The organism is Thauera linaloolentis 47Lol = DSM 12138 (assembly GCF_000310205.1).
Taxonomy (GTDB): Bacteria; Pseudomonadota; Gammaproteobacteria; order Burkholderiales; family Rhodocyclaceae; genus Thauera; species Thauera linaloolentis.
Genome location: NZ_AMXE01000071.1, coordinates 1 through 18754 on the forward strand (window position 1 = coordinate 1; position 18754 = coordinate 18754).

An 18754-nucleotide genomic window follows, 5' to 3' on the forward strand; every position below is an offset into this window, starting at 1 on the left:
AACCGGAGATCCAGTAATCTCCAAACCCTTGGACTCGCTAACTCAACATTGGCACGGCTGAAGGGGGCAGGTCAGCTGCTGAACAGTTTGAACATGTGAATGGGCCTGTCTGTCCAGAGACGCCCACCATCACTGTCACGCGAAAGGGTTCGGGTATAGCCGCCGTGCAGATGCCACCCTCGTGCCAGTTCCCCTGCCGCCTCCAGTTCCCAGCCCCGCGTCTTCGTTTCATCCTCTGCAAGGTAGGCTTGGTCGCCGTCGGGAGTGAAATTTTCCTCATCCAGTACTGCCAGATTTTCCTTTCGCGTCTCGAACGCGGCAATACTGGCATTCAGAAGGCCGCCGAACCATTCCCCCTTGAAGCCCAGTTCGTAGTTCTTGCCTTCTTCTGGGTCCAGCAATCCACCACCGACATCCTTCACCGCCTGCGGGTTGAAGACGCCTGTATAGCTGGCATACGCCGAAACATTACGGGTCAGGTCATAGACGACACCCGCATAGGGCGTAAACTCGTTATTGTATTCTCGATCATCGGTCACTGTACCCGCCGGCCTGGTCTCGGCACGATAACGCCAGTTGCTCCAGCGCCCACCGAGGATCAGCGACAGGTCGTCTGTTGGACGCAATCGCGTGCTGGCATAGAAGCCGGATTGATTCGTCTCGTACGCCGAATACGATCCGTCCGTGCTGGCAATCGCATTCCAGTCCGGCTCCACAAACAGGGGAATACCATTCACGATCGGAATCTGATTTCTGATGATCATTATTCCGTAGTAATTGGGGCGGCCTCGCTGATCGATCTGCGAGCCATTGAAGCCGACTGCCAGATCGTGCTTCCTGCCGAATAGTGAGTACTGACCGTCCAGACGGACATCGAAGGCATCCACTTCCGTCTTGTCGGCACCACGGATCATCATCGCCCTGGCCGCCGTTCCATCCATGTTGATCCCCTGGACCATGCCCCTCTTGTATCGAAGTTCCCGTTCGGTGTGGCTGTAACTGAGCTTGATCCTCCAGTTTTCGTCGAATCGATGTTCCAGGCCCAACGATGCAGCCGTTCTTTTATTATCGAACTCGCCCCATTCGGGCAACGGACTGTCATGTCGTCCAAATGGTGTAGGCACAACGTGCCCCAGACTGGCGAATCCGGAGTAAACCACCGGATATCCGTATCCTGATTCGTAGGCATTGCTGTTCTCCCGACCGTGCTCCAGTGCCAGGGTCAGCAAGGTTTTTTCGCTTAGATCGGCATCCAGCACGCCATAAACGATCTGCTTGTCGCCCTCGTAGCGGTCTATCCAGGATTCCGCTTCATCGTGTGCGGCCACCAACCGGCCACGCAGATTACCTGCTGCATTCAACGGCCCCCCCACGTCAGCCACCGCGCGGCGTTGCTTCCACCGGCCCATGGCACTTTCGATTGAGGCCTGGAACTCCCTGGTTGGGCGTTTGCGTACAAAACTGACGCTGGCGGCCGGATCGCCCGCGCCGTTCAACAGCCCTGTTGCGCCGCGAACTACGGCAATCGAGTCATAAATGGCCGTGTCCAGGTATCCACCTAAGGAATTCACTCCCCAGGCACTTATTGAACTTGGCATGCCATCGACTTGATAGCTGTTGAGTGCATATCCACGGGCGTAAATGTCCTGATATCCACCGACCGCTGGCCCTTGCTTGAAAACCATGATGCCAGGGGTTTGCTCGAGCACATCGGCCAGCGAATTCAGCTGCTGGTCGTCCATGCGCTGGCGGGTGATGACGGAAACGGATTGCGGGGTTTCGCGCAGCGAGAGGTTCATGCCCGTCGCCGCATTGGTGCTGCCAATGGTGTACGCCCCAGTACCTTCGGTTACCTCATCCCTTACACCATGAGCGATCACCTGCACTTGCGGCAGCATGCTCTCCTTGGCTGCAGACTTGGGTTCGATGGTCACGATGGCATCATCGAAACGCCCCCATAGGCCGCTACCCACCAGCAGTTGGTCCAACGCTTGTTGCGGGCTCAGGTTTCCCGATACGGCGGGCGCGATCCTGCCGGCCACTGCGCTTTGCTGCACCACGAGCTGGAAGCGGGTCTGCCGTGCCCAGTCGTTGAGCGCCTGCGCCAAAGGCTGTGCGGCAATCTGGATCCGCATCGGCGCGGCGTGGGTTTGCGCGTGTAGCGATGGGGCGCCGAGGGCAAAGGCCAGGGCCGCGATGCGGGCGATGGCACGCGGCGATGGGCGCATGGGATGGCGGTTCATGCAGTGGGTCTCCAGGTAGAAAACAATGTTCGCTACCTGTGTGGACGCAACAGCAGCCCATAACCCTGTAATGAATGAGAAAAATTCTTATTTCATTCGGATGGGGGCTACTTCGAAATGTCCCCCTCTATCGTGCAGCCGGACCGGCAGCACGCGAGGCAGGGCGGCACGCAGCGCCGCCGGATTCATCGGGTCGAACGTGCCGGACAACCGCAGCGCGGCCACCGCCGGGTCGGGCACCACCAGGCCGGTACTGCGGTAGCGCTCCAGTTCGGCCAGCGCCTGCCCCAGGGGCACGTCCACGAAACTGACACGCTGTTCGCGCCACGGCGCGATGCCGTCGGCCACGACCGCCGCGATCGGCCCCAGTTCGCCCTGCTCGTCAGCGGCGATCTGCTGTCCGGCAAGCAACAAGGTGCCCGCCAGCAGGTCGTAGCGACCTTGCTCCGCTTCCGCCGGAACAAGACGCGCGACGCGCACCGCGCCTTCTTCCACCGCCACTTGCACACTGGCGTTGCCGGGCAAATCGGGCGTGTAGCGCACCAAGAACCGTGTGCCCGCCACAGTCACCCGCATCGGCCCGGCCAACACGTGGAAAGGGCTGCCCACCGCGGCCTGTACCTCGAAAACCGCCTGGCCGCCGATGATCCTGACCTCCCGCCGCTGGCGGTAATAGCTCACCTCCAGCCGGGTGGCGGTATCGAGCCGCAAGCGGGTGCCGTCGCTCAACTGCACGTTCTGCTGCTGGCCCCGTGCCGTCTGGAAAGCCTGTGTATAGATGGGCTGTGCCTGGAGGTGCTGCCAAGTCACATAGCCCACGCCCCCCACGACGGCGGCCATGGCCGAATACGCAGGCCACAGCAGAAAGCGGCGGCGTGACGGCACCGCCGGTGCCTGACCGGCGGCAGGCCGGGCCTTGTCCCGCACCAGGTTGCGGCGCATGTTTGCCAGCAGGTCGGCGGGCATGCCGTCCAGTTCGTTCCATTGCCGGCTACAGCGCTGATAGGCTTCGGTATGGCGCGGATCGGCCGCCAGCCAGGCCTGGAAGGCGGGCTCCTGGTCGGACTGCCAGCCTGCGTCCCGCCGGCGGACAAACCAGTCCATCGCCTCCTTGCGCAGGCGCTGGGTATCGTCCGATGGCGGGGTGGCGGTCGACTGCGGCACGTCTATTTTCCTTGCTTCTCTTTCTTCGCCCGGCCCTTGCGCGATGGACCGCCCACGGGGTCGCCATCCAATGCTTCCAGGCCTTCCCAACAGGCTTCCAGGGCGATCTGCACCTGCATCTCCACGGTCTTGACGGCGATGCCCATGCGTTCGGCCGTTTCCGCGTGGGTCAGGCCGTCAAACTTGACCAAGATGAAGGCCTCCCGGCAGCGGGGCGGCAGCTTGTCCACGATCATGGCAACCGCCTCGAAGCGCTGACGCGCGGAAAACCGGGTTTCCGGCTCCAGCGCATCGGGCCCCGCATGCTCGTCCGCCTCGAAAAGAGCGCTGTCAGGCTCATCATCGATGCCGGATGGTTCGCGAGCATTGCTGCGCCGGTATTCGTCGGTCAGCAGATTGCGTGCAGTGCGATACAGCAGCGCGCGCGGATCCCGTATGGCCGTGCCGGATCTTTCCGCGGCATAAACGCGGGCGAAACTCTCTTGCGCGAGGTCGGCCGCGGTATCGCGGTCCCGAACCCTATGGGCAAGGAAGTTCAGCAGTTCTCGGTAATAGCGCTCGAACACGAAACGGACAAGGCGGTGAAGGGGCCAAGAGTCCCTCACTGGCTGGCGTCGAATGTGCGGCGTTGGCAGAGGGCTGGATATTCAAGCAAGGAATCTCTGGCCTAGCCAGAGCCGTAAAACTATAGATCACCGTGCGGCCATGATGCAAACAACCTTGCCTGCGCGGATTCAGTCCATGTCCGCGCGGCCCGGGTCTTGCGCGCGGAAGCGCTCCCGCTGCACGGAGGCGGCAAACGCCAGCGCATCCGGCAGGAACGCCATGAAATCCTCTTCAAAACCCGCGTAATTCTCCAGCAGCTCCTCCCCGGCGCCCTTCAACTGGTTGGGCTGGCGCAGGCGGTATTCGCCGATGCGGTCGAGCGCCAAGGCCACTGAAGCCGGATCGCGATAACTGGCCAGCCAGTCCTGCGCAGCCATGCGGGCGAACACCTCGCAAAACGTGGGCGGCAGCGGTTCGGGATGGGTGGCGATGAGCCGGTAGGTATTGGCGGTGAAGCTTTCCAGCGCGCTTTCGCCGGGCAGGTTTCCCGCCAGCCGCCGCCAATGCACGGCCAGGAAATGGTCGTAGAACAGGTCGACCATGATGCCGCCAACACGGCGGCGTTGCACGCTGACCCGGGTGCGGCTGCGCTGGAAAGCGGGGTGGGTGTCGGCGTAGGCGTCGATGCGGCGGTGCAGGACGAGGCCGGCACCGAGCAGGGGGCCGATGCCGGCCGGCAGCGGGTCGAGCGGGCCTCTGACGAAGTCGCCGGCAATGCCACCGACACGGTCCGAGGACAGAGGGCCGGCCAGGAAGGCGTGGGCTAGATAGTTCATGGCACTGGAGCCGGAAGGTGGAAAGATGTGCAAGCGTCGCGCATACCATCCTTGCACACAGCGGATTCTTCATTGCGGGCGGAAGCTGAAGCACCCATCGGCACCGCCGCGCCTGCACTTTTCGCGCCGCAGCCTTGTCGAAGGATTATATGAGCAACGGAGAACAGCCATGCTCCGCAAACACCTTCTTACCGCAGCCATCGTGCTGCTGGCCTTCCCCCTCACAGCCGCGGCAGAGCCACCGCCCCAGGTCACGGTGGAATTCGTCGAGCCGGAAGGCTATATCGACATCGGCCGCTACGGATACGACCGGGAACGCAACCTCAAGGCGCTCGAACGTCACTTCGCTACCGAAGCCAGACGTTGCCTGAAACCGGGCGAACGCTTCGAAGTACGGGTGATCGGCGTCGACCTCGCCGGGCGCCAGGAATGGTGGCACCACGGCAACGACAACCTGCGGGTGATGACCGACATCACATGGCCACGGCTGGAGTTCGAATTCACCAGGCACACGGCCGATGGCACCGTGCTGGAAAGCGGCCGCGAGCGGCTGAGGGACGTGAGCTATCTGCGCCGCAGCGCCTGGGTGCGCCACGACAGCAAGCCACTGCCCTATGAGCAGGCCATGTTGCGCGACTGGTTCGACAAGCGCTTCTGCCGTCCCCAAAGCGACAACCTGGCATCACACCATCCATGAGAATGTGCGAGGCGCCACCTGATCGACCATGAGGAGGAGGGTCCGATCGGACCCCCCTCCTACAGTGTTTCGTTCTTGCGCTCCCTGGCTTCCGCTGCAAGAAGATGCGGAAACGTGTCCATTCGCGCCAGCACCGGAAACAGCTTCATCCACCCGCCGGCGACAGCCAGCGTCGCTGCACCGCCGAACACGACCGCCGGCACCAGGCCGAGCAGGCGCGCGGCGACGCCGGATTCGAAGTCACCGAGCTGGTTCGAAGCGCCGATGAACACCGAATTGACCGCGCTGACGCGGCCGCGGATCTCGTCCGGCGTCTCGTGCTGTACCAGGATCTGGCGCACATAGACGCTGACCATGTCGCCCGCGCCGCTCAGCGCCAGCGCGATGACGGACAGCAGCAGGCTGGTGGACAGGCCGAACAGCACCATCGATGCGCCGAACAGGGCCACGCCACCGAACATCCAGGGCCCGACGTTCCGGCGGATGGGTCGCCAGACCAGCATTGCCGCAGCCAGTGCGGCGCCTACCGCCGTTGCTGCGCGCAGCAGGCCGAGGCCAGCGGCATCGGTATGCAGCACGTCGGTCGCCATCGCCGGCAGCAGTGCCACGGCGCCGCCGAACAGCACCGCGAACAGGTCGAGCGACACCGCTCCCAGCACCACCGGACGCGAGAACACGAAGCGCAGGCCTTCGAACACCGCGCCGGCGCCGCGATCGCCTTCCTGGGCAGCGACGTGGCGCAAGCCGCTGCGCACCCGGCTCATGAGCAGCACCGCGCAGAAGAACAGCGTGGTCGAGGCCACATAGACCGCATGCGGCCCACCGAGATAGACGATGCCACCAAGCACTGGGCCGACGATCACCGCAATGTGGAAAGACGAGGAATGCAGCGCCACCGCCTGCGCAAAGCGCGGCGCCGACACCAGGTTGATCAGCACCGCCTGGCTGGCCGGCATCATGAACGCCCGCGCGCAGCCGAGCAGCACCAGCACCGCGTAGATCAGGCCGACCTCGCGCCAGCCCGACAGCGTGATGGCGAGCAGCGCGGCCGACGCCAAGCCTTGCAGCGCGAAGCACACGGCGATGATACGGCTGCGCTCCTTGCGATCCGCCACCTGGCCGGCAGGCAGGATCAGCACCACGAACGGCAGGAACTGCGCCAGCCCGACCAGGCCAAGCGCGAGCAAGTCGCCGGTCAGCTCATACACCTGCATGCCGACTGCGACGCTGACCATCTCGGCGGCCAGCGTAACCAGGATCTTCGCGCTCAGGAAAAAGACGAAATCCCGCTCCTGCAATACTGCCAGCCGCTCGCGCACGCTCAATTCCGTCTCCGCGGGTGTTTCGAGCGGGCGATTATGGCGCATCAGCTTAGAATTCCGCTCATTGCGCCTGTCTCTCACCAGCCATGCAGAACTCGCTTTTCGCCGATGACGGCGCCGGCCTGCCGCCGGTGGTCGAAGCCACAGCGCCCGATCCGGCGCTGATCGAGCTGGCCGCCGCGCTGCCTGCCCGGCTGCGCTTTGGCACCTCATCATGGAACTATCCCGGCTGGGCCGGACTGGTATGGAAGCGCGACTACCCGGATGCGCTGCTGTCCCGCTATGGCCTACCGGCATATGCGCAGCATCCGCTGCTGCGCACCGTCGGGATCGACCGCGGTTTCTACCGGCCGCTGAGCACGTCCCAGTTCGCGGACTACGCGGCACAGGTACCGGCCGACTTCCGCTTCGTCATCAAGGCGCCGGCCGCGGTGACGGACGCCTGGCTGCGCGACGAATCCGGCCGCGGGCGACGGCCGAACCCCGACTTTCTCGCCGCCGGACCGGCGCTGCGCGATTTCATCGAACCCTCGCTGGCCGGCCTGGGGGCCAAGGCCGGTGCGCTGGTGTTCCAGATCAGTCCTTTGCCCAGCGCCTGGCTGGCGCGGATACCGGAATTGATCGCCCGCCTGCATGCGATGCTGGCGGCCATCCCCGACCTGCATGCCACCGCACCCGACGGCGTGGTGGCGGTGGAGGTACGCGACCCGCAATGGCTGGTGCCGGCCTTCACCCAAGCGCTGCGCGACGGCGGCGCGACTTATTGCATGGGCCTGCACGCCAAGATGCCGCGCATCGCCGAGCAGCTCCCCATCCTGCGTGCGCTGTGGCCGGGGCCGTTGGTGTGCCGCTGGAACCTCAATCCGCTGCACGGCGCCTTCGGCTACGAGGAGGCGCGCCGCAAATACGCGCCCTACGACAAGCTGGTCGATCCGGACCTGGACACCCGCGCCACGCTGGCGCGGGTGATCGCCGGCACCGTCGGCGCAGGCCAGAACGCTTATGTGACGCTCAGCAACAAGGCCGAAGGCAGTTCGCCGCTGTCGGTATGCGCGCTGGCCGAAGCCGTCCGCGAGCTGCGGTCTTGAGCCCGGGCAATACCGCCCTCCCGGGCGGCCTCACTTGCCGGTCAGGATGCCTTCGGAAACCTTCTTGCCCTTGGAATACAAGGCGAGCTGGCCGTCCTCGAACTCGACGCCCATGCAGCCAGAATTGCCCTTGAGTTTGCCGTCCAGCCATTCGCGGCAGTACTGCCCCTGCTCATCGACCCACCAGCGTCCGTTGGCGCCGCTGGCGTCGGTCAGCTTGCCGTCGGCGCCGAAGTTGAGCGTGTAGGCGGATTCGGTGCGCAGATAGACGCCGATGAAGGTCGCGCCGCCCAACAGCTTCTCGACCTCGGCCTTGTCGGTGATCAAAGTCTGCGCCATCGCGCCGCCAGCGGCGACGGACAAGGCCACAGCGGCCAGCAGGCTGCGCCGCGCATTCCGGATACTGAGCTTCATAGTTTTCTTCCTGGCTTGGTTTAGCTTGATTCGATTCATCCTTGCGGCAGTCGCGGCCGTCAGCCGCGCGCGCCCAGCTTGCCGACGAGGCCGCGCAAGGTTTCCTGCAGGTCGGCCGGCATGACGACGACCTTGGAAGCACTGCCCTCGCCCAGCTTCTCCAGCGAGGCGATGTATTTTTCGCCCAGCAGGTAGAGCATGGGCGTGGTCTGGTCGCCGATGCTGACCGCCACGCGGCGGATCGATTCGGCCGAGGCTTCGGCCAGCATCACCTGGGCGCTGGCGTCGCGCTTGGCGGATTCGAGCCGCGCCTCGGCTTCGAGGATGGCCGCCTGCTTGGCGCCTTCCGCCTTGGTCACCGCCGCCTTGCGCTCGCGCTCGGCCGCGGCCTGCAGTTCCATCGCCTTCTGCATCGACGGCGAAGGCTTGATGTCCTGGATCTCGACCGACTTCACCGTCAGCCCCCAGTCCACCGCCTCGTCGGCGATGCTTTCGCGCAGCCTGGCCTTGATCTTGTCGCGCGAGGACAGCGCTTCGTCCAGTTCCATTTCGCCGACGATCGAACGCAGCGTCGTCATGATCAGATTGCGGATCGCCTCCGAAAAATCGGTGACCCCATATACCGCCTTGACCGGATCGGTGACCTTCACGAAGGCGATGGCATTGGTCAGGATCACCGCATTGTCGCGGGTGATCACTTCCTGCTCCTGCACGTCGAGGATGATGTCCTTGGTCACCAGCTTGTAGGCGACGTTGTCCAGGTAGGGAATCAGGATGTTGAGGCCGGGGCGCAAGGTGGCGTGGTACTTGCCGAGCCGCTCCACCACCCATTCCTCGCCCTGCGAAACGAGCCTGACGCCCTTGGCGATGGTGATGACGATGAAGATCAGGACGGCAAGCGCAATGGCGAGGCCTTCGGACATGGGTATTTTCCTCGTGTTGAGATGTCGTATGTCGGGATGATCAGGCTTTCGCCACCTTGACGAAACTGCCTTCGACGCTGACGACGCGCACCCGCTCGCCGGCCGCGATCGCGCTTTCGGCCATGCAGGCCCATTCCTCCGCGCCGAGCACCGGACGCTGGAAGCGCACCTTGCCGCGCTGGAAGGGCGCGACCGCGCTGACGAGCAGCCCCACTTCGCCGATGACTTCGCCCGCGGCGGTGCCGATCAGGGTCTTGTGCTGCGAGCGCTTGAACACCCGGAACCACAGCACCGCCATCGCCACCGAGGCAAACGCCCAGGCAGCCACCTGCGCGGCCAGGGACAGCTCTGGCGCGGCCAGCAGAAGCAACCCGACCAGCAGCGCGCCGAAACCGAACCAGATGACGAAAAAGGCCGGGATCGCCAGTTCGAGCAGCACCAGCCCGACGCCGACGATCTCCCAGTGCCACCATTCGATGATCAGTGTGTTGTCCATGACGCGACTTTAGCGCAGCTCGGCGCCGAACGGATTCGATCTGCAGACGGGTTCGGCCGGAAAGGCGGTGGGAAAGCTGTGGTCCAGGCGGGGAGGAAGTTGTGGACAAGTGCCACTTTGCGCTCGAGGGCATTTTCCATCAACAAAGCATCCCCGCTTCCCAAGGATGATATGCACCCGCTTGCTCAGCGTTCAACACTTTGTTGTTCAATGAGAAAAACGCCTTATCCACAGAAACGGGCCGTACATGATGTTTACAGTCTTTTAAATATATAAAACCTATGTACACCCAAAAGAAAACATGCCCTGCCCCTTGCCGGAGCATGTTTCAACAAGGATCGGTAAAACCTCAGAACGGAGGATCGTCCGTCGTGACGGGCACGGAAGCAGGCGAAGACGGCACCGGTGCGGCCGGAACCGTCTCAGCCTTGCGACCCACCAGCTCGGCGGCAATCTCGCCTCCCAAGGCCTGCACCACCGCAGGCAGGAGATGCGCCAGCTCGCCGGTCATCAGCGCGAACTCGGCGTTGAACAGTGCTTCGGCGTCTTCCTTTTCGCCGTCGATCTGGTCGCGGACCACATCGAGGAAGTCCAGGCGCTTGATCTCGAGTTTTTCGGTCAGCACGAAGCTGATGCGGTCGTCGAAGGTCAGCGCCAGCCGCGTCGGCAGCTTGCCCGCTTCCAGATGCCCCTTCACTTCGTCGCCTTCCAGGGTGTGGCGTACATAGCGCACGGCCGCCTTGTCCTCGGCGATGGAGCGCAGCTCGCAGTCCTGGTCGATGGTGAAGCCTGCCGGTGCCTCGCCGCCGGCCAGCCAGTCGGCCATCGCCGACATCGGCGACAGCTCGGTGCGCAGCAGCGTCAGCGGGAAGCTGTCGAGGGTGTGGCGCAGGTGTTCGAGCACATCCTCGGCCTTGCTCTGGCTAGCAGCATCGATGACCAGCCAGCCATTGACCGGATCGATCCAGGCGAACATGCGCCGGCGGCGGGTAAAGGCGCGCGGCAGCAGTTCCTGCGTGACCTGCTCGCGCAGCTCCTTCATCTGCTTGCGGCCCAGCTTGTAGCCCTGCTGTTCGGCCATTTCTTCCGCGCGTTCGTCGGCCTCTTGCTTGACCACGGCCGAAGGCAGCAGGCGGTGCTCGAAGCCCAGCGACACCAGCCACTGGCCGCCGACCGCATGCACCAGCACGTCGTTGTTCAACGGTGACAGCCAGCCGCGGCTTTCCATGTCCTGGCTGCCGCAGGGGTGGAAGGGCTTTTTCGCCAACTGTTCTTCGAGGCGCTCGGCGCTCATGTCCCAGTTCGTGGGCAGGCGGTAGATCTGCAGGTTCTTGAACCACATGGGGTGTTTTCCTTGTCGTGAACGAAAGCACGCCCGCCGCGGCTGCGACGGGCGCGGTAAGGTTTGCCTTTACTGCTGCAAGCCGCCGGATTCGGCGATCATGCGGATGACGCGGACGGTGTCGACGTCCGACTGGTGGTAAGCCGAGCGCACGAATTCCGCATAGCGGCCGTCTTCCGTACCCGCGCCTTCGGGCAGCGTGGTCCGGTAGCGGAAGCGCAGGAACAGGGCGCCGGCTTCGGGCTCCTCGATGCTGATGGTCAGGCTGCCGCCCGCGTGTTCCGCATTGGCCTCGGATTCGAAGCAGACCCATTCCATCGTCTCGAAGCTCACGCGGTCGCGGATGACCGTGGTGCCGAAGTGCAGGTCGCGCACGAGCCCGCTGGCATGGCGTTCGATGATGCGGCAGGCCTCCAGCCCCGGCAGGAAGGCACGCGCATCCTCGGCCCGGCACAGCAGGCCGAACCACAGCTCCTCGCGGGTCAGCGGGGCCTGCAGCGGGTTGGCGAGATCATTGACCTCGACCAGGTGTTCGAAATTCACGGGCATCTCCTGGACGGCGAGCGCCACAGTTTACCCCGATGGCCATGGCGGCCGGGATAACATGCACGCCATGCAGATCGAACGACTTCTCCATTCACAGGGTTTCGGCAGCCGCAAGGAATGCCGCGCTCTGATCCGTGCCGGCCATGTCAGCGTCGCCGGCGTTCCATGCAGCGATCCTTCGGCGGATTTCGATCCGGGCAGCAGCGATGGCTTGCCGGGCCTTGAATTCAGCGTCGGCGACGAAAGCTGGCGCTACCGCGCCAAGGCCTACCTGATGCTGCACAAGCCCACGGGCTACGAGTGCTCGCACAAGCCGACCTTCCACCCCTCGATATTCACGCTGCTGCCGCAGCAGATGCTGCTGCGCGACGTGCAGTGCGTCGGCCGGCTGGACCAGGATACGACCGGGCTGATGCTGCTGTCGGACGACGGCCAGTTCATCCACCAGTGGAGTTCGGGCAAGAAGCGCACGCCCAAGGTCTACGAAGTGGTGCTGAAACACGCGGTGGGCGAGGAATTCGCCGCGCGCCTGCTGGCCGGCGTCGAGCTGCATGACGAACCGGCGCCGATTGCCGCCGCGGCATGCGAACTCACTGGCGAGACCGCCTTGAGGCTGACGATCTGCGAAGGCAAGTATCACCAGGTCAAGCGCATGATCGCCGCGGCGGGCAACCGGGTGGAGGCCTTGCACCGCAGCCGAGTGGGCGGGCTACCGCTCGACCCGGCCCTGGCACCGGGCGAATGGCGCTGGCTCGAAAGCGCCGACCTGGAAAGACTGGCCGATTTCGGCTGATCCACCCGGCCAGCGGTCAGAAACGCATCTCCAGCCCCGCACCCGCGGCCCAGCTCCGCTTGCGTTCGGGCTCGTCGTCGTTCCTGGGCCAGAAATGGCCCAGGATCAATTCGGCCAGCAGCCAGTCGCGGTAGACGGGCCGCTGCCACTTCAGGCGGATACCGTATTCGCCGACATCCGTATCCGAACCGGTTTCACCGCTGGCCAGGGCCTCGACCGACAACAGCCGGGTGTCGCCGAAGGCCCTGAACAGGCCGACGCTGCTCGACCACGCGAAACCATCGGTCTCCTTGGTGATGGTTGCCGCGTTCTGCCATTTGAGCGACAAGAACGGTGAATAGGCGTGCTCCAGGTTGATCGACGTGGTCGAACCGAAACCGTCGCTGGCGCGCCAGAACACCGTTTCCCTCAGTTCCGCCCGGTTCGACGCCGACAGCATCCACTCGCGCCGATAACGGGCCTGGGCATAGGGCTTGATGCCCCCTCGCACCCCGACCCGGAGATCGACGTAGTCGCGCAGGTTGAAACCCAGGCCGAGAAACCCCGTCTGGTCGGTCCTGCGGCTTTCGGACAGGAGCTGCTGCTCGCGCGTGAAAGCTTCGGGCTGGTCCGAGATCAGTTCCCTTTCGTTTTCCTGGCCGAAGAAGACATAGGCCTTGTCCTTGAGGTTGGGCAGGCTGAAACGCGCCCGGAAACGCACGCTGGTGCTGCTGCCTTCGTCTTCCTGCCATCGCACGCGCATGCTGAGGCGGCCATGCGAAACCTTGCCGCCGTCTGAAAAGGGCTTGTCGCCGAACCAGTCGTTGACCTCTTCGCCCAGCCAGTGCGCAAAACCGCGTACCTTTCGGCGCGTGGTATCCACGAACCCGCCGTCTTCTGCGCTTCCAGCAACGGATGCATCGCCATCCTCCGAATGTGGTGGCACTGCTGCGGCGTCCGGCAACGGCGGGGCTGGTGTGCTTGCACATCCCGTGAGCACCAGAAGCAGGATGCATGGCGTGAAATGCCGTCCGTTCATGGTCGCCTCCGTCTTATGTCCGGTTCGGAGCATTCTATGCAGGATCGAATCGATTGGTATTTCGCTCGGGGAAAAGGAAGGAGGGCTCGAAGAGGGCGGAGGGTTTGTTTGTTCTGTTTTTCTTTTAATTTAAAAGATAAAGATGTAAACAGTAGTCCGAAAACTGTGGATAAGTCTCTCGAGCCCTTGAGATCCAACGTTTTGAGCGCGGGAAAAAGACGTGGACAAGGATGTCGGATCCATGTGCGCAGATTGTCCATGGTTTTTCGGTATGGCCGCTTTTTCTCTTTTGTTCACAAGCTTTCCTCCCTTTCCATTCAGAACTATCCACATCCATGAGTTCCACTTGTCGTTCATCCGCTCCCGCATGGGAGATCTTCTGCCGGGTTGTGGATAATTTTGGGGATATCGGCGTCTGCTGGCGGCTGGCGCGGGATCTGGCCGGGCGGACGGGGGCCGGTGTCCGCTTGTGGGTGGACGACTGGGCCGTGCTGGCGCGCATCTGTCCGCCGGTCGCGGCCATCGACCCAGGCCGTGGCGGGATCGTGGCCGGTGTCGAGTTGCGGCACTGGGCGGCACCGTTTCCCCTGGTGGAGCCGGCGGGCGTCGTCATCGAGGCCTTTGCCTGCGACATTCCGGCGGAGCACCTGCACACCATGGCGCGGCGGCAACCGGCGCCGGTATGGATCAATCTCGAATACCTGTCGGCCGAGGACTGGGTGTCCGGCTGCCATGCGATGGCTTCGCCGCATCCGCGCCTGCCGTTGGTCAAGCATTTCTTCTTTCCGGGGTTCGACGACGGGAGCGGGGGATTGCTGCGCGAGCGGGGGCTCCTCGAGCGCCGCACGGCCTTCCATCATGACCGGGCGGGGCGTGCGGACTGGTTCGCAAGCAAAGGCGTGGCGCCAGAGGAAGGGGCGTTGTGCGTGTCGCTGTTCGCCTATGGGCAGCCCGATCTGCCCGGTTTGCTGCGCTCATGGGCGGAAGGGCCGCAGCGGATGCATGTCTTCGTCCCGGAAGGGAAGGTCATGGCGGACGTCGAGCGCGCGCTCGGCCCAATCCGCCTGAGTGCGGGCGGCAGCGTGCGCATGGGGGAACTGGGCGTGCATGTCCTGCCCTTCACCGATCAGGACGGCTACGACGCATTGCTGTGGGCCTGCGACCTCAACTTCGTGCGCGGCGAGGATTCCTTCGTGCGCGCCCAGTGGGCCGGCGTGCCGTTCGTCTGGCAGATCTATGCGCAGCAGGACGACGCGCATTTCGACAAGCTCGACGCCTTCATGGCGAGCTACGCCAGCGGGCTGGCGGAAAGGGAGGCGGACGCGCTGGCACGCTTCTGGCGGGCCTGGAACGGCCGTGGCAAGCTCGCCGATGCTTGGCCGGCATTTGCCGCCGCCCTGCCCGTGCTGCGCCGGCATGCGGCCGGCTGGTGCGATGCGCTTGCTGCCCAGCCCGACCTCGTGACGCGCTTGACAAGATTCTGTTCGCACATCAAGGCCCTGCCGGGGTAAAATCCCGCGCCTAAATTTCAAAGACATGCGGCCGATTGCCGCGTCGATTTTATCCAGGAAACAGCATGAAAACCGCTCAGGAACTCCGCTCGGGCAACGTCATCATGGTCGGCAGCGACCCGCTGGTGGTGCAGAAGGCCGAATACAACAAATCCGGCCGCAATTCTGCGGTCGTGAAGATGAAGCTCAAGAACCTGCTCACCGGCGCGCCGTCCGAGTCTGTCTACAAGGCCGACGACAAGTTCGAAGTCGTGGTGCTCGACCGCAAGGAAGTGACCTACTCCTACTTCGCCGATCCGATGTACGTGTTCATGGACGCCGACTACGAGCAGTACGAAGTCGAAGCCGAGAACATGACCGATGCGCTGAAGTACCTCGAAGACGGCCTGCAGTGCGAAGTCGTGTTCTACAACGGCAAGGCGATCTCGGTCGAACTGCCCAACAGCGTCGTGCGCGAAGTGGTCTATACCGAGCCGGCCGTCAAGGGCGACACCTCGGGCAAGGTCATGAAGCCGGCCCGGATCGGGACTGGTTTCGAACTGCCGGTGCCGGCCTTCGTCGAGATCGGCGACAAGATCGAAATCGACACCCGCACCGACGAGTACAAGAACCGCGTCAAGTAAGCGCGCTGTTCTGTCCCGCAAGAGGGCCCGATGGGCCCTTTTGTGTTTTATTGCCCTTTCACGAGGGAATGCATCCGGCAGCGGTGCCGGGCAATGGGGTGGACGCCGGTTTGCCCGACTAGAATGGCGTTCTCGGTTCCTGCCTTCGTCCCCATGCCTGCCTCCAAGACCCGACGTGTCTCCGCCGATGTTTCCATCGGCACCCCCGCCGCCATCCGCATCCGCGGCGCGCGCCAGAACAACCTGCGCAACCTCTCGCTCGACCTGCCGCTGAACCGCCTGACGGTGGTTACCGGTGTGTCGGGCTCGGGCAAGTCCTCGCTGGTGTTCGATACCTTGTATGCGGAGGGCCAGCGGCGCTACGTCGAGACCTTCTCGCCCTATGCGCGGCAGTTCCTCGACCGCATGGACAAGCCGCAGGTCGACCGCATCGAGGGCGTGCCGCCGGCGATCGCGATCGACCAGACCAACCCGGTACGCACTTCGCGCTCGACGGTCGGCACCATGACCGAGCTGGCCGACCACTTCAAGCTGCTGTACGCGCGCGCCGCGCATCTGCACTGCCGCTGCTGCGGCAAGCCGGTGCGGCGCGATTCGGTCGCCAGCATCGCCGCCGACCTGCGCGCGCGTGCAAGTGCGGCGGGCGATCCGCGCCTGGTCGTGTGCTTTCCGGTGCCGGTGCCGGCCAACTTCAGCGAGGAAGAAGTCGCCGGCCTGCTCAGCGCGCAGGGCTACACGCGCATCCAGCAGCGCGTCGCGGGTGCCGGCGGCGAGGGCGATGTGCTGCAGGTGGTGCAGGACCGCTTCCGCGCCTCGAATGCCGACGATGCCCGCCTGGCCGAGGCGCTGGAGACTGCGCTGCAGCGCGGCCATGGCCGGCTGTCCGTGCATGCCTCGGGCGAGGGCGTGAAACCGGATGGCGCCCAGGCGGGTGCCGCCGCCGGCGAAGCCGTGTGGCGCTATTCCTCCGGCCTGCACTGCGCCGACTGCGACATCTACTACGCCGACCCCACGCCCGGCCTGTTCTCGTTCAATTCGCCGATCGGCGCCTGCGACACCTGCCGCGGCTTCGGCCGCGTGATCGGCGTCGATTACGGCCTGGTGGTGCCGGACGAATCGAAGACGCTTGCCGGGGGTGCGGTCAAACCCTGGCAGACCGAAAGCTTCCGCGAGTGCCAGGACGACCTGGCGAAGATGGCGAAGAAGTACGGCGTGGCGATGAACATCCCGGTGCGCGACCTGCCGCCCGAGCATCGCCAGTGGCTGTTCGAGGGCGATCCGAAGTGGAAGAGCTGGGACAGCTCCTGGCCCCGCCTGTGGTACGGCGTGCGCCACTTCTTCGACTGGCTGGAAAGCAAGGCCTACAAGATGCACATCCGTGTGCTGCTATCGCGCTACCGCAGCTACACGGAATGCCCCGCCTGCCACGGTGCGCGGTTGAAGCCCGATGCCTTGTTATGGCGCCTGCCGATCGCGGTCAAGACCGCGCCTACGGAGGCGTCTGCCGGCATTGCCATTCACGAACTGATGGCGTTGCCGATCGATCGCATCCGCGAGGCGGTCGCCGCTCTGCGCATCCCCGGCGTGGCGGACGAGGCCACCGAGCTGGTGCTGGGCGAGATCCGCAGCCGCCTCGATTATCTCGCCGACGTCGGCCTCGGCTACCTGACGCTGGACCGCCAGTCGCGTACGCTGTCGGGCGGCGAGGTGCAGCGCATCAACCTGACGACTGCACTCGGCACTTCGCTGGTCAATACCCTGTTCGTGCTCGACGAGCCGTCGATCGGCCTGCATCCGCGCGACATCGGCCGCATCCTCGGCGTGATGACGCGGCTGCGCGACGCCGGCAACACGCTGGTGGTGGTCGAGCACGATCCGCAGGTGATGGTCGCCGCCGACGAACTGCTGGAAATCGGCCCCGGCCCGGGCGAGCGTGGCGGCGGTATCGTCGCGCGCGGCACGCCGGCCGAGATCGCCGCCGATCCGGCCTCGGTCACCGGGCCGTGGCTGGCCGGCCGCAAGCGCATCGACATCGACCGGCCGCCGCGTCCGGTCGACGCGGCGACGCCGCGGCTGGTACTGGCGGGCGCACGCCAGCACAACCTGCGTAACGTCGACGCCGCCTTTCCGCTGCAGCGCCTGACCTGCCTGACCGGGGTATCGGGCTCGGGCAAATCCACGCTGATCCAGGACGTGCTGTATCCGGCGCTGGCCAAGCATTTCGGCGAGGCGACGACCGAAGCGCCAGGGGCCTTCGACCGCCTGGAGAATGTGGATAACTTGCGCGGTGTGGTCATGGTCGACCAGTCGCCGATCGGCAAGAGCTCGCGTTCCAATCCGGTCAGCTACGTCGGCGCCTGGGATCCGATCCGCGCCCTGTTCGCCGCCTTGCCGGAAGCCAGGCAGCGCGGCTACACCCCGGGCACCTTCAGCTTCAACGCCGGCCATGGCCGCTGCCCGACCTGTACCGGATCGGGTTTCGAGCATGTCGAGATGCAGTTCCTGTCCGATGTCTGGCTGCGCTGCCCGGATTGCGACGGCAAGCGCTATCGGCCGGAAGTGCTTGAATTGAAATGGAACGGGCTGTCGGTGGCGGACGTGCTGGAGCTCACCGTGCATGAGGCGCTGGATGTGTTCCGCGAGCATCCCAAGGTGCTTGCCGCGCTCGCGCCGCTGGCCGACGTCGGCCTCGACTACCTGCGCCTGGGCCAGCCGGTGCCGACGCTGTCCGGCGGCGAGGCGCAGCGCCTGAAACTTGCCGGCCATCTCGCCGGGGCGGCGCAGAAGAAGACTATACGCAAATCCAGGCCTGTGGATAACTTTGGGGAGAAAACCGGGGATAAAGCCGGGGCCGCAGCCGAACCCGGCCTGCTCTTCCTGTTCGACGAACCCACCACCGGCCTGCATTTCGAGGATGTCGCCAAGCTGCTCGGCGCTTTCGACAAGCTGTTGCAGGCGGGCCATTCGCTGATCGTCATCGAACACAACCTGGACGTGATCGCCGCTGCCGACTGGATCATCGACCTCGGCCCGGAAGGCGGCGAGGACGGCGGCGCGATCGTGGCCGAAGGCCCGCCGGAAACCGTGCGCGCCGATGCCGGCTCGCACACCGGTGCGGCGCTGCGCGAATACGCGGCGGCGCTGGCGCGCACGCGTACCGAGGCGGCCACCGGGCACGCCGGTGCCGCCGCG

17 protein-coding genes are annotated in these 18754 nt (G+C 64.7%); 6 read left to right on the plus strand and 11 right to left on the minus strand.

The genetic code is table 11. The annotated features are described in order from the left end of the window. Positions 1–71: 71 nt before the first annotated feature. From C666_RS14965 to C666_RS14980, 4 genes are all read right to left on the minus strand, one after another. Positions 72–2243 carry a TonB-dependent siderophore receptor gene (locus C666_RS14965; RefSeq protein ID WP_004342245.1) on the minus strand — a complete coding sequence of 724 codons (2172 nt, stop codon included), beginning with the start codon at positions 2241–2243 and terminating at the stop codon, positions 72–74. 87 nt (positions 2244–2330) lie between these two features. Then, complete coding sequence (locus C666_RS14970) at positions 2331–3407, minus strand: FecR family protein (protein ID WP_004342246.1); 1077 nt, start codon at positions 3405–3407, stop codon at positions 2331–2333. 2 nt (positions 3408–3409) lie between these two features. After that, complete coding sequence (locus C666_RS14975; protein WP_004342248.1) at positions 3410–3973, minus strand: RNA polymerase sigma factor; 564 nt, start codon at positions 3971–3973, stop codon at positions 3410–3412. A gap of 168 nt (positions 3974–4141) precedes the next feature. Further along, complete coding sequence (locus tag C666_RS14980) at positions 4142–4789, minus strand: acyl carrier protein phosphodiesterase (protein WP_004342250.1); 648 nt, start codon at positions 4787–4789, stop codon at positions 4142–4144. A 169-nt stretch (positions 4790–4958) separates the two neighbouring features. Between C666_RS14980 and C666_RS14985 the strand changes: the two genes are divergently transcribed. Then, positions 4959–5486 (plus strand): DUF3016 domain-containing protein, encoded by a 528-nt coding sequence (locus C666_RS14985; protein WP_004342252.1) that lies wholly within the window; start codon positions 4959–4961, stop codon positions 5484–5486. A gap of 59 nt (positions 5487–5545) precedes the next feature. Here C666_RS14985 and C666_RS14990 read toward each other — a convergent pair whose 3' ends face one another. Continuing rightward, positions 5546–6853, minus strand: coding sequence for an MFS transporter (locus tag C666_RS14990; protein ID WP_154666241.1), 1308 nt, complete (start codon positions 6851–6853; stop codon positions 5546–5548). Positions 6854–6894: 41 nt separating this feature from the next. On the opposite strand from C666_RS14990, the gene C666_RS14995 reads away from it, so the two are divergent. Further along, the gene (locus C666_RS14995; protein WP_004342256.1) at positions 6895–7896 is read left to right on the plus strand and encodes a DUF72 domain-containing protein; all 1002 of its coding nucleotides are present in this window, start codon (positions 6895–6897) and stop codon (positions 7894–7896) included. A 30-nt stretch (positions 7897–7926) separates the two neighbouring features. Here C666_RS14995 and C666_RS15000 read toward each other — a convergent pair whose 3' ends face one another. The 5 genes from C666_RS15000 to C666_RS15020 all read right to left on the minus strand — a co-directional run bounded on the left by C666_RS15000 (position 7927) and on the right by C666_RS15020 (position 11614). Next, positions 7927–8310, minus strand: a complete 384-nt coding sequence (locus C666_RS15000) for a hypothetical protein (RefSeq protein ID WP_004342257.1) — start codon at positions 8308–8310, stop codon at positions 7927–7929. A 59-nt stretch (positions 8311–8369) separates the two neighbouring features. Next, entirely contained in the window at positions 8370–9233 is an 864-nt protein-coding gene (locus tag C666_RS15005; protein WP_004342260.1) for an SPFH domain-containing protein, read from the minus strand. A gap of 40 nt (positions 9234–9273) precedes the next feature. Continuing rightward, positions 9274–9729 carry an NfeD family protein gene (locus C666_RS15010; protein WP_004342263.1) on the minus strand — a complete coding sequence of 152 codons (456 nt, stop codon included), beginning with the start codon at positions 9727–9729 and terminating at the stop codon, positions 9274–9276. A 349-nt stretch (positions 9730–10078) separates the two neighbouring features. Continuing rightward, a complete protein-coding gene (locus tag C666_RS15015; RefSeq protein WP_004342265.1) occupies positions 10079–11071 on the minus strand; it encodes a recombination-associated protein RdgC in 993 nt (330 codons plus the stop codon). Positions 11072–11140: 69 nt separating this feature from the next. Beyond that, complete coding sequence (locus tag C666_RS15020) at positions 11141–11614, minus strand: SRPBCC family protein (protein WP_004342268.1); 474 nt, start codon at positions 11612–11614, stop codon at positions 11141–11143. 61 nt (positions 11615–11675) lie between these two features. On the opposite strand from C666_RS15020, the gene C666_RS15025 reads away from it, so the two are divergent. Further along, positions 11676–12410 (plus strand): 16S rRNA pseudouridine(516) synthase, encoded by a 735-nt coding sequence (locus tag C666_RS15025; protein ID WP_028792383.1) that lies wholly within the window; start codon positions 11676–11678, stop codon positions 12408–12410. A gap of 16 nt (positions 12411–12426) precedes the next feature. Here C666_RS15025 and C666_RS15030 read toward each other — a convergent pair whose 3' ends face one another. Then, positions 12427–13272 (minus strand): hypothetical protein, encoded by an 846-nt coding sequence (locus C666_RS15030; RefSeq protein ID WP_004342272.1) that lies wholly within the window; start codon positions 13270–13272, stop codon positions 12427–12429. 491 nt (positions 13273–13763) lie between these two features. Between C666_RS15030 and earP the strand changes: the two genes are divergently transcribed. From earP to uvrA, 3 genes are all read left to right on the plus strand, one after another. Further along, the gene (earP, locus tag C666_RS15035; RefSeq protein WP_038001189.1) at positions 13764–14939 is read left to right on the plus strand and encodes an elongation factor P maturation arginine rhamnosyltransferase EarP; all 1176 of its coding nucleotides are present in this window, start codon (positions 13764–13766) and stop codon (positions 14937–14939) included. Between the two features lie 65 nt (positions 14940–15004). After that, positions 15005–15562 (plus strand): elongation factor P, encoded by a 558-nt coding sequence (gene efp / locus C666_RS15040; protein ID WP_004342278.1) that lies wholly within the window; start codon positions 15005–15007, stop codon positions 15560–15562. Between the two features lie 153 nt (positions 15563–15715). Then, positions 15716–18754: excinuclease ABC subunit UvrA (gene uvrA, locus C666_RS15045; protein WP_081593461.1), on the plus strand; the 3039-nt coding region annotated here is incomplete at its 3' end.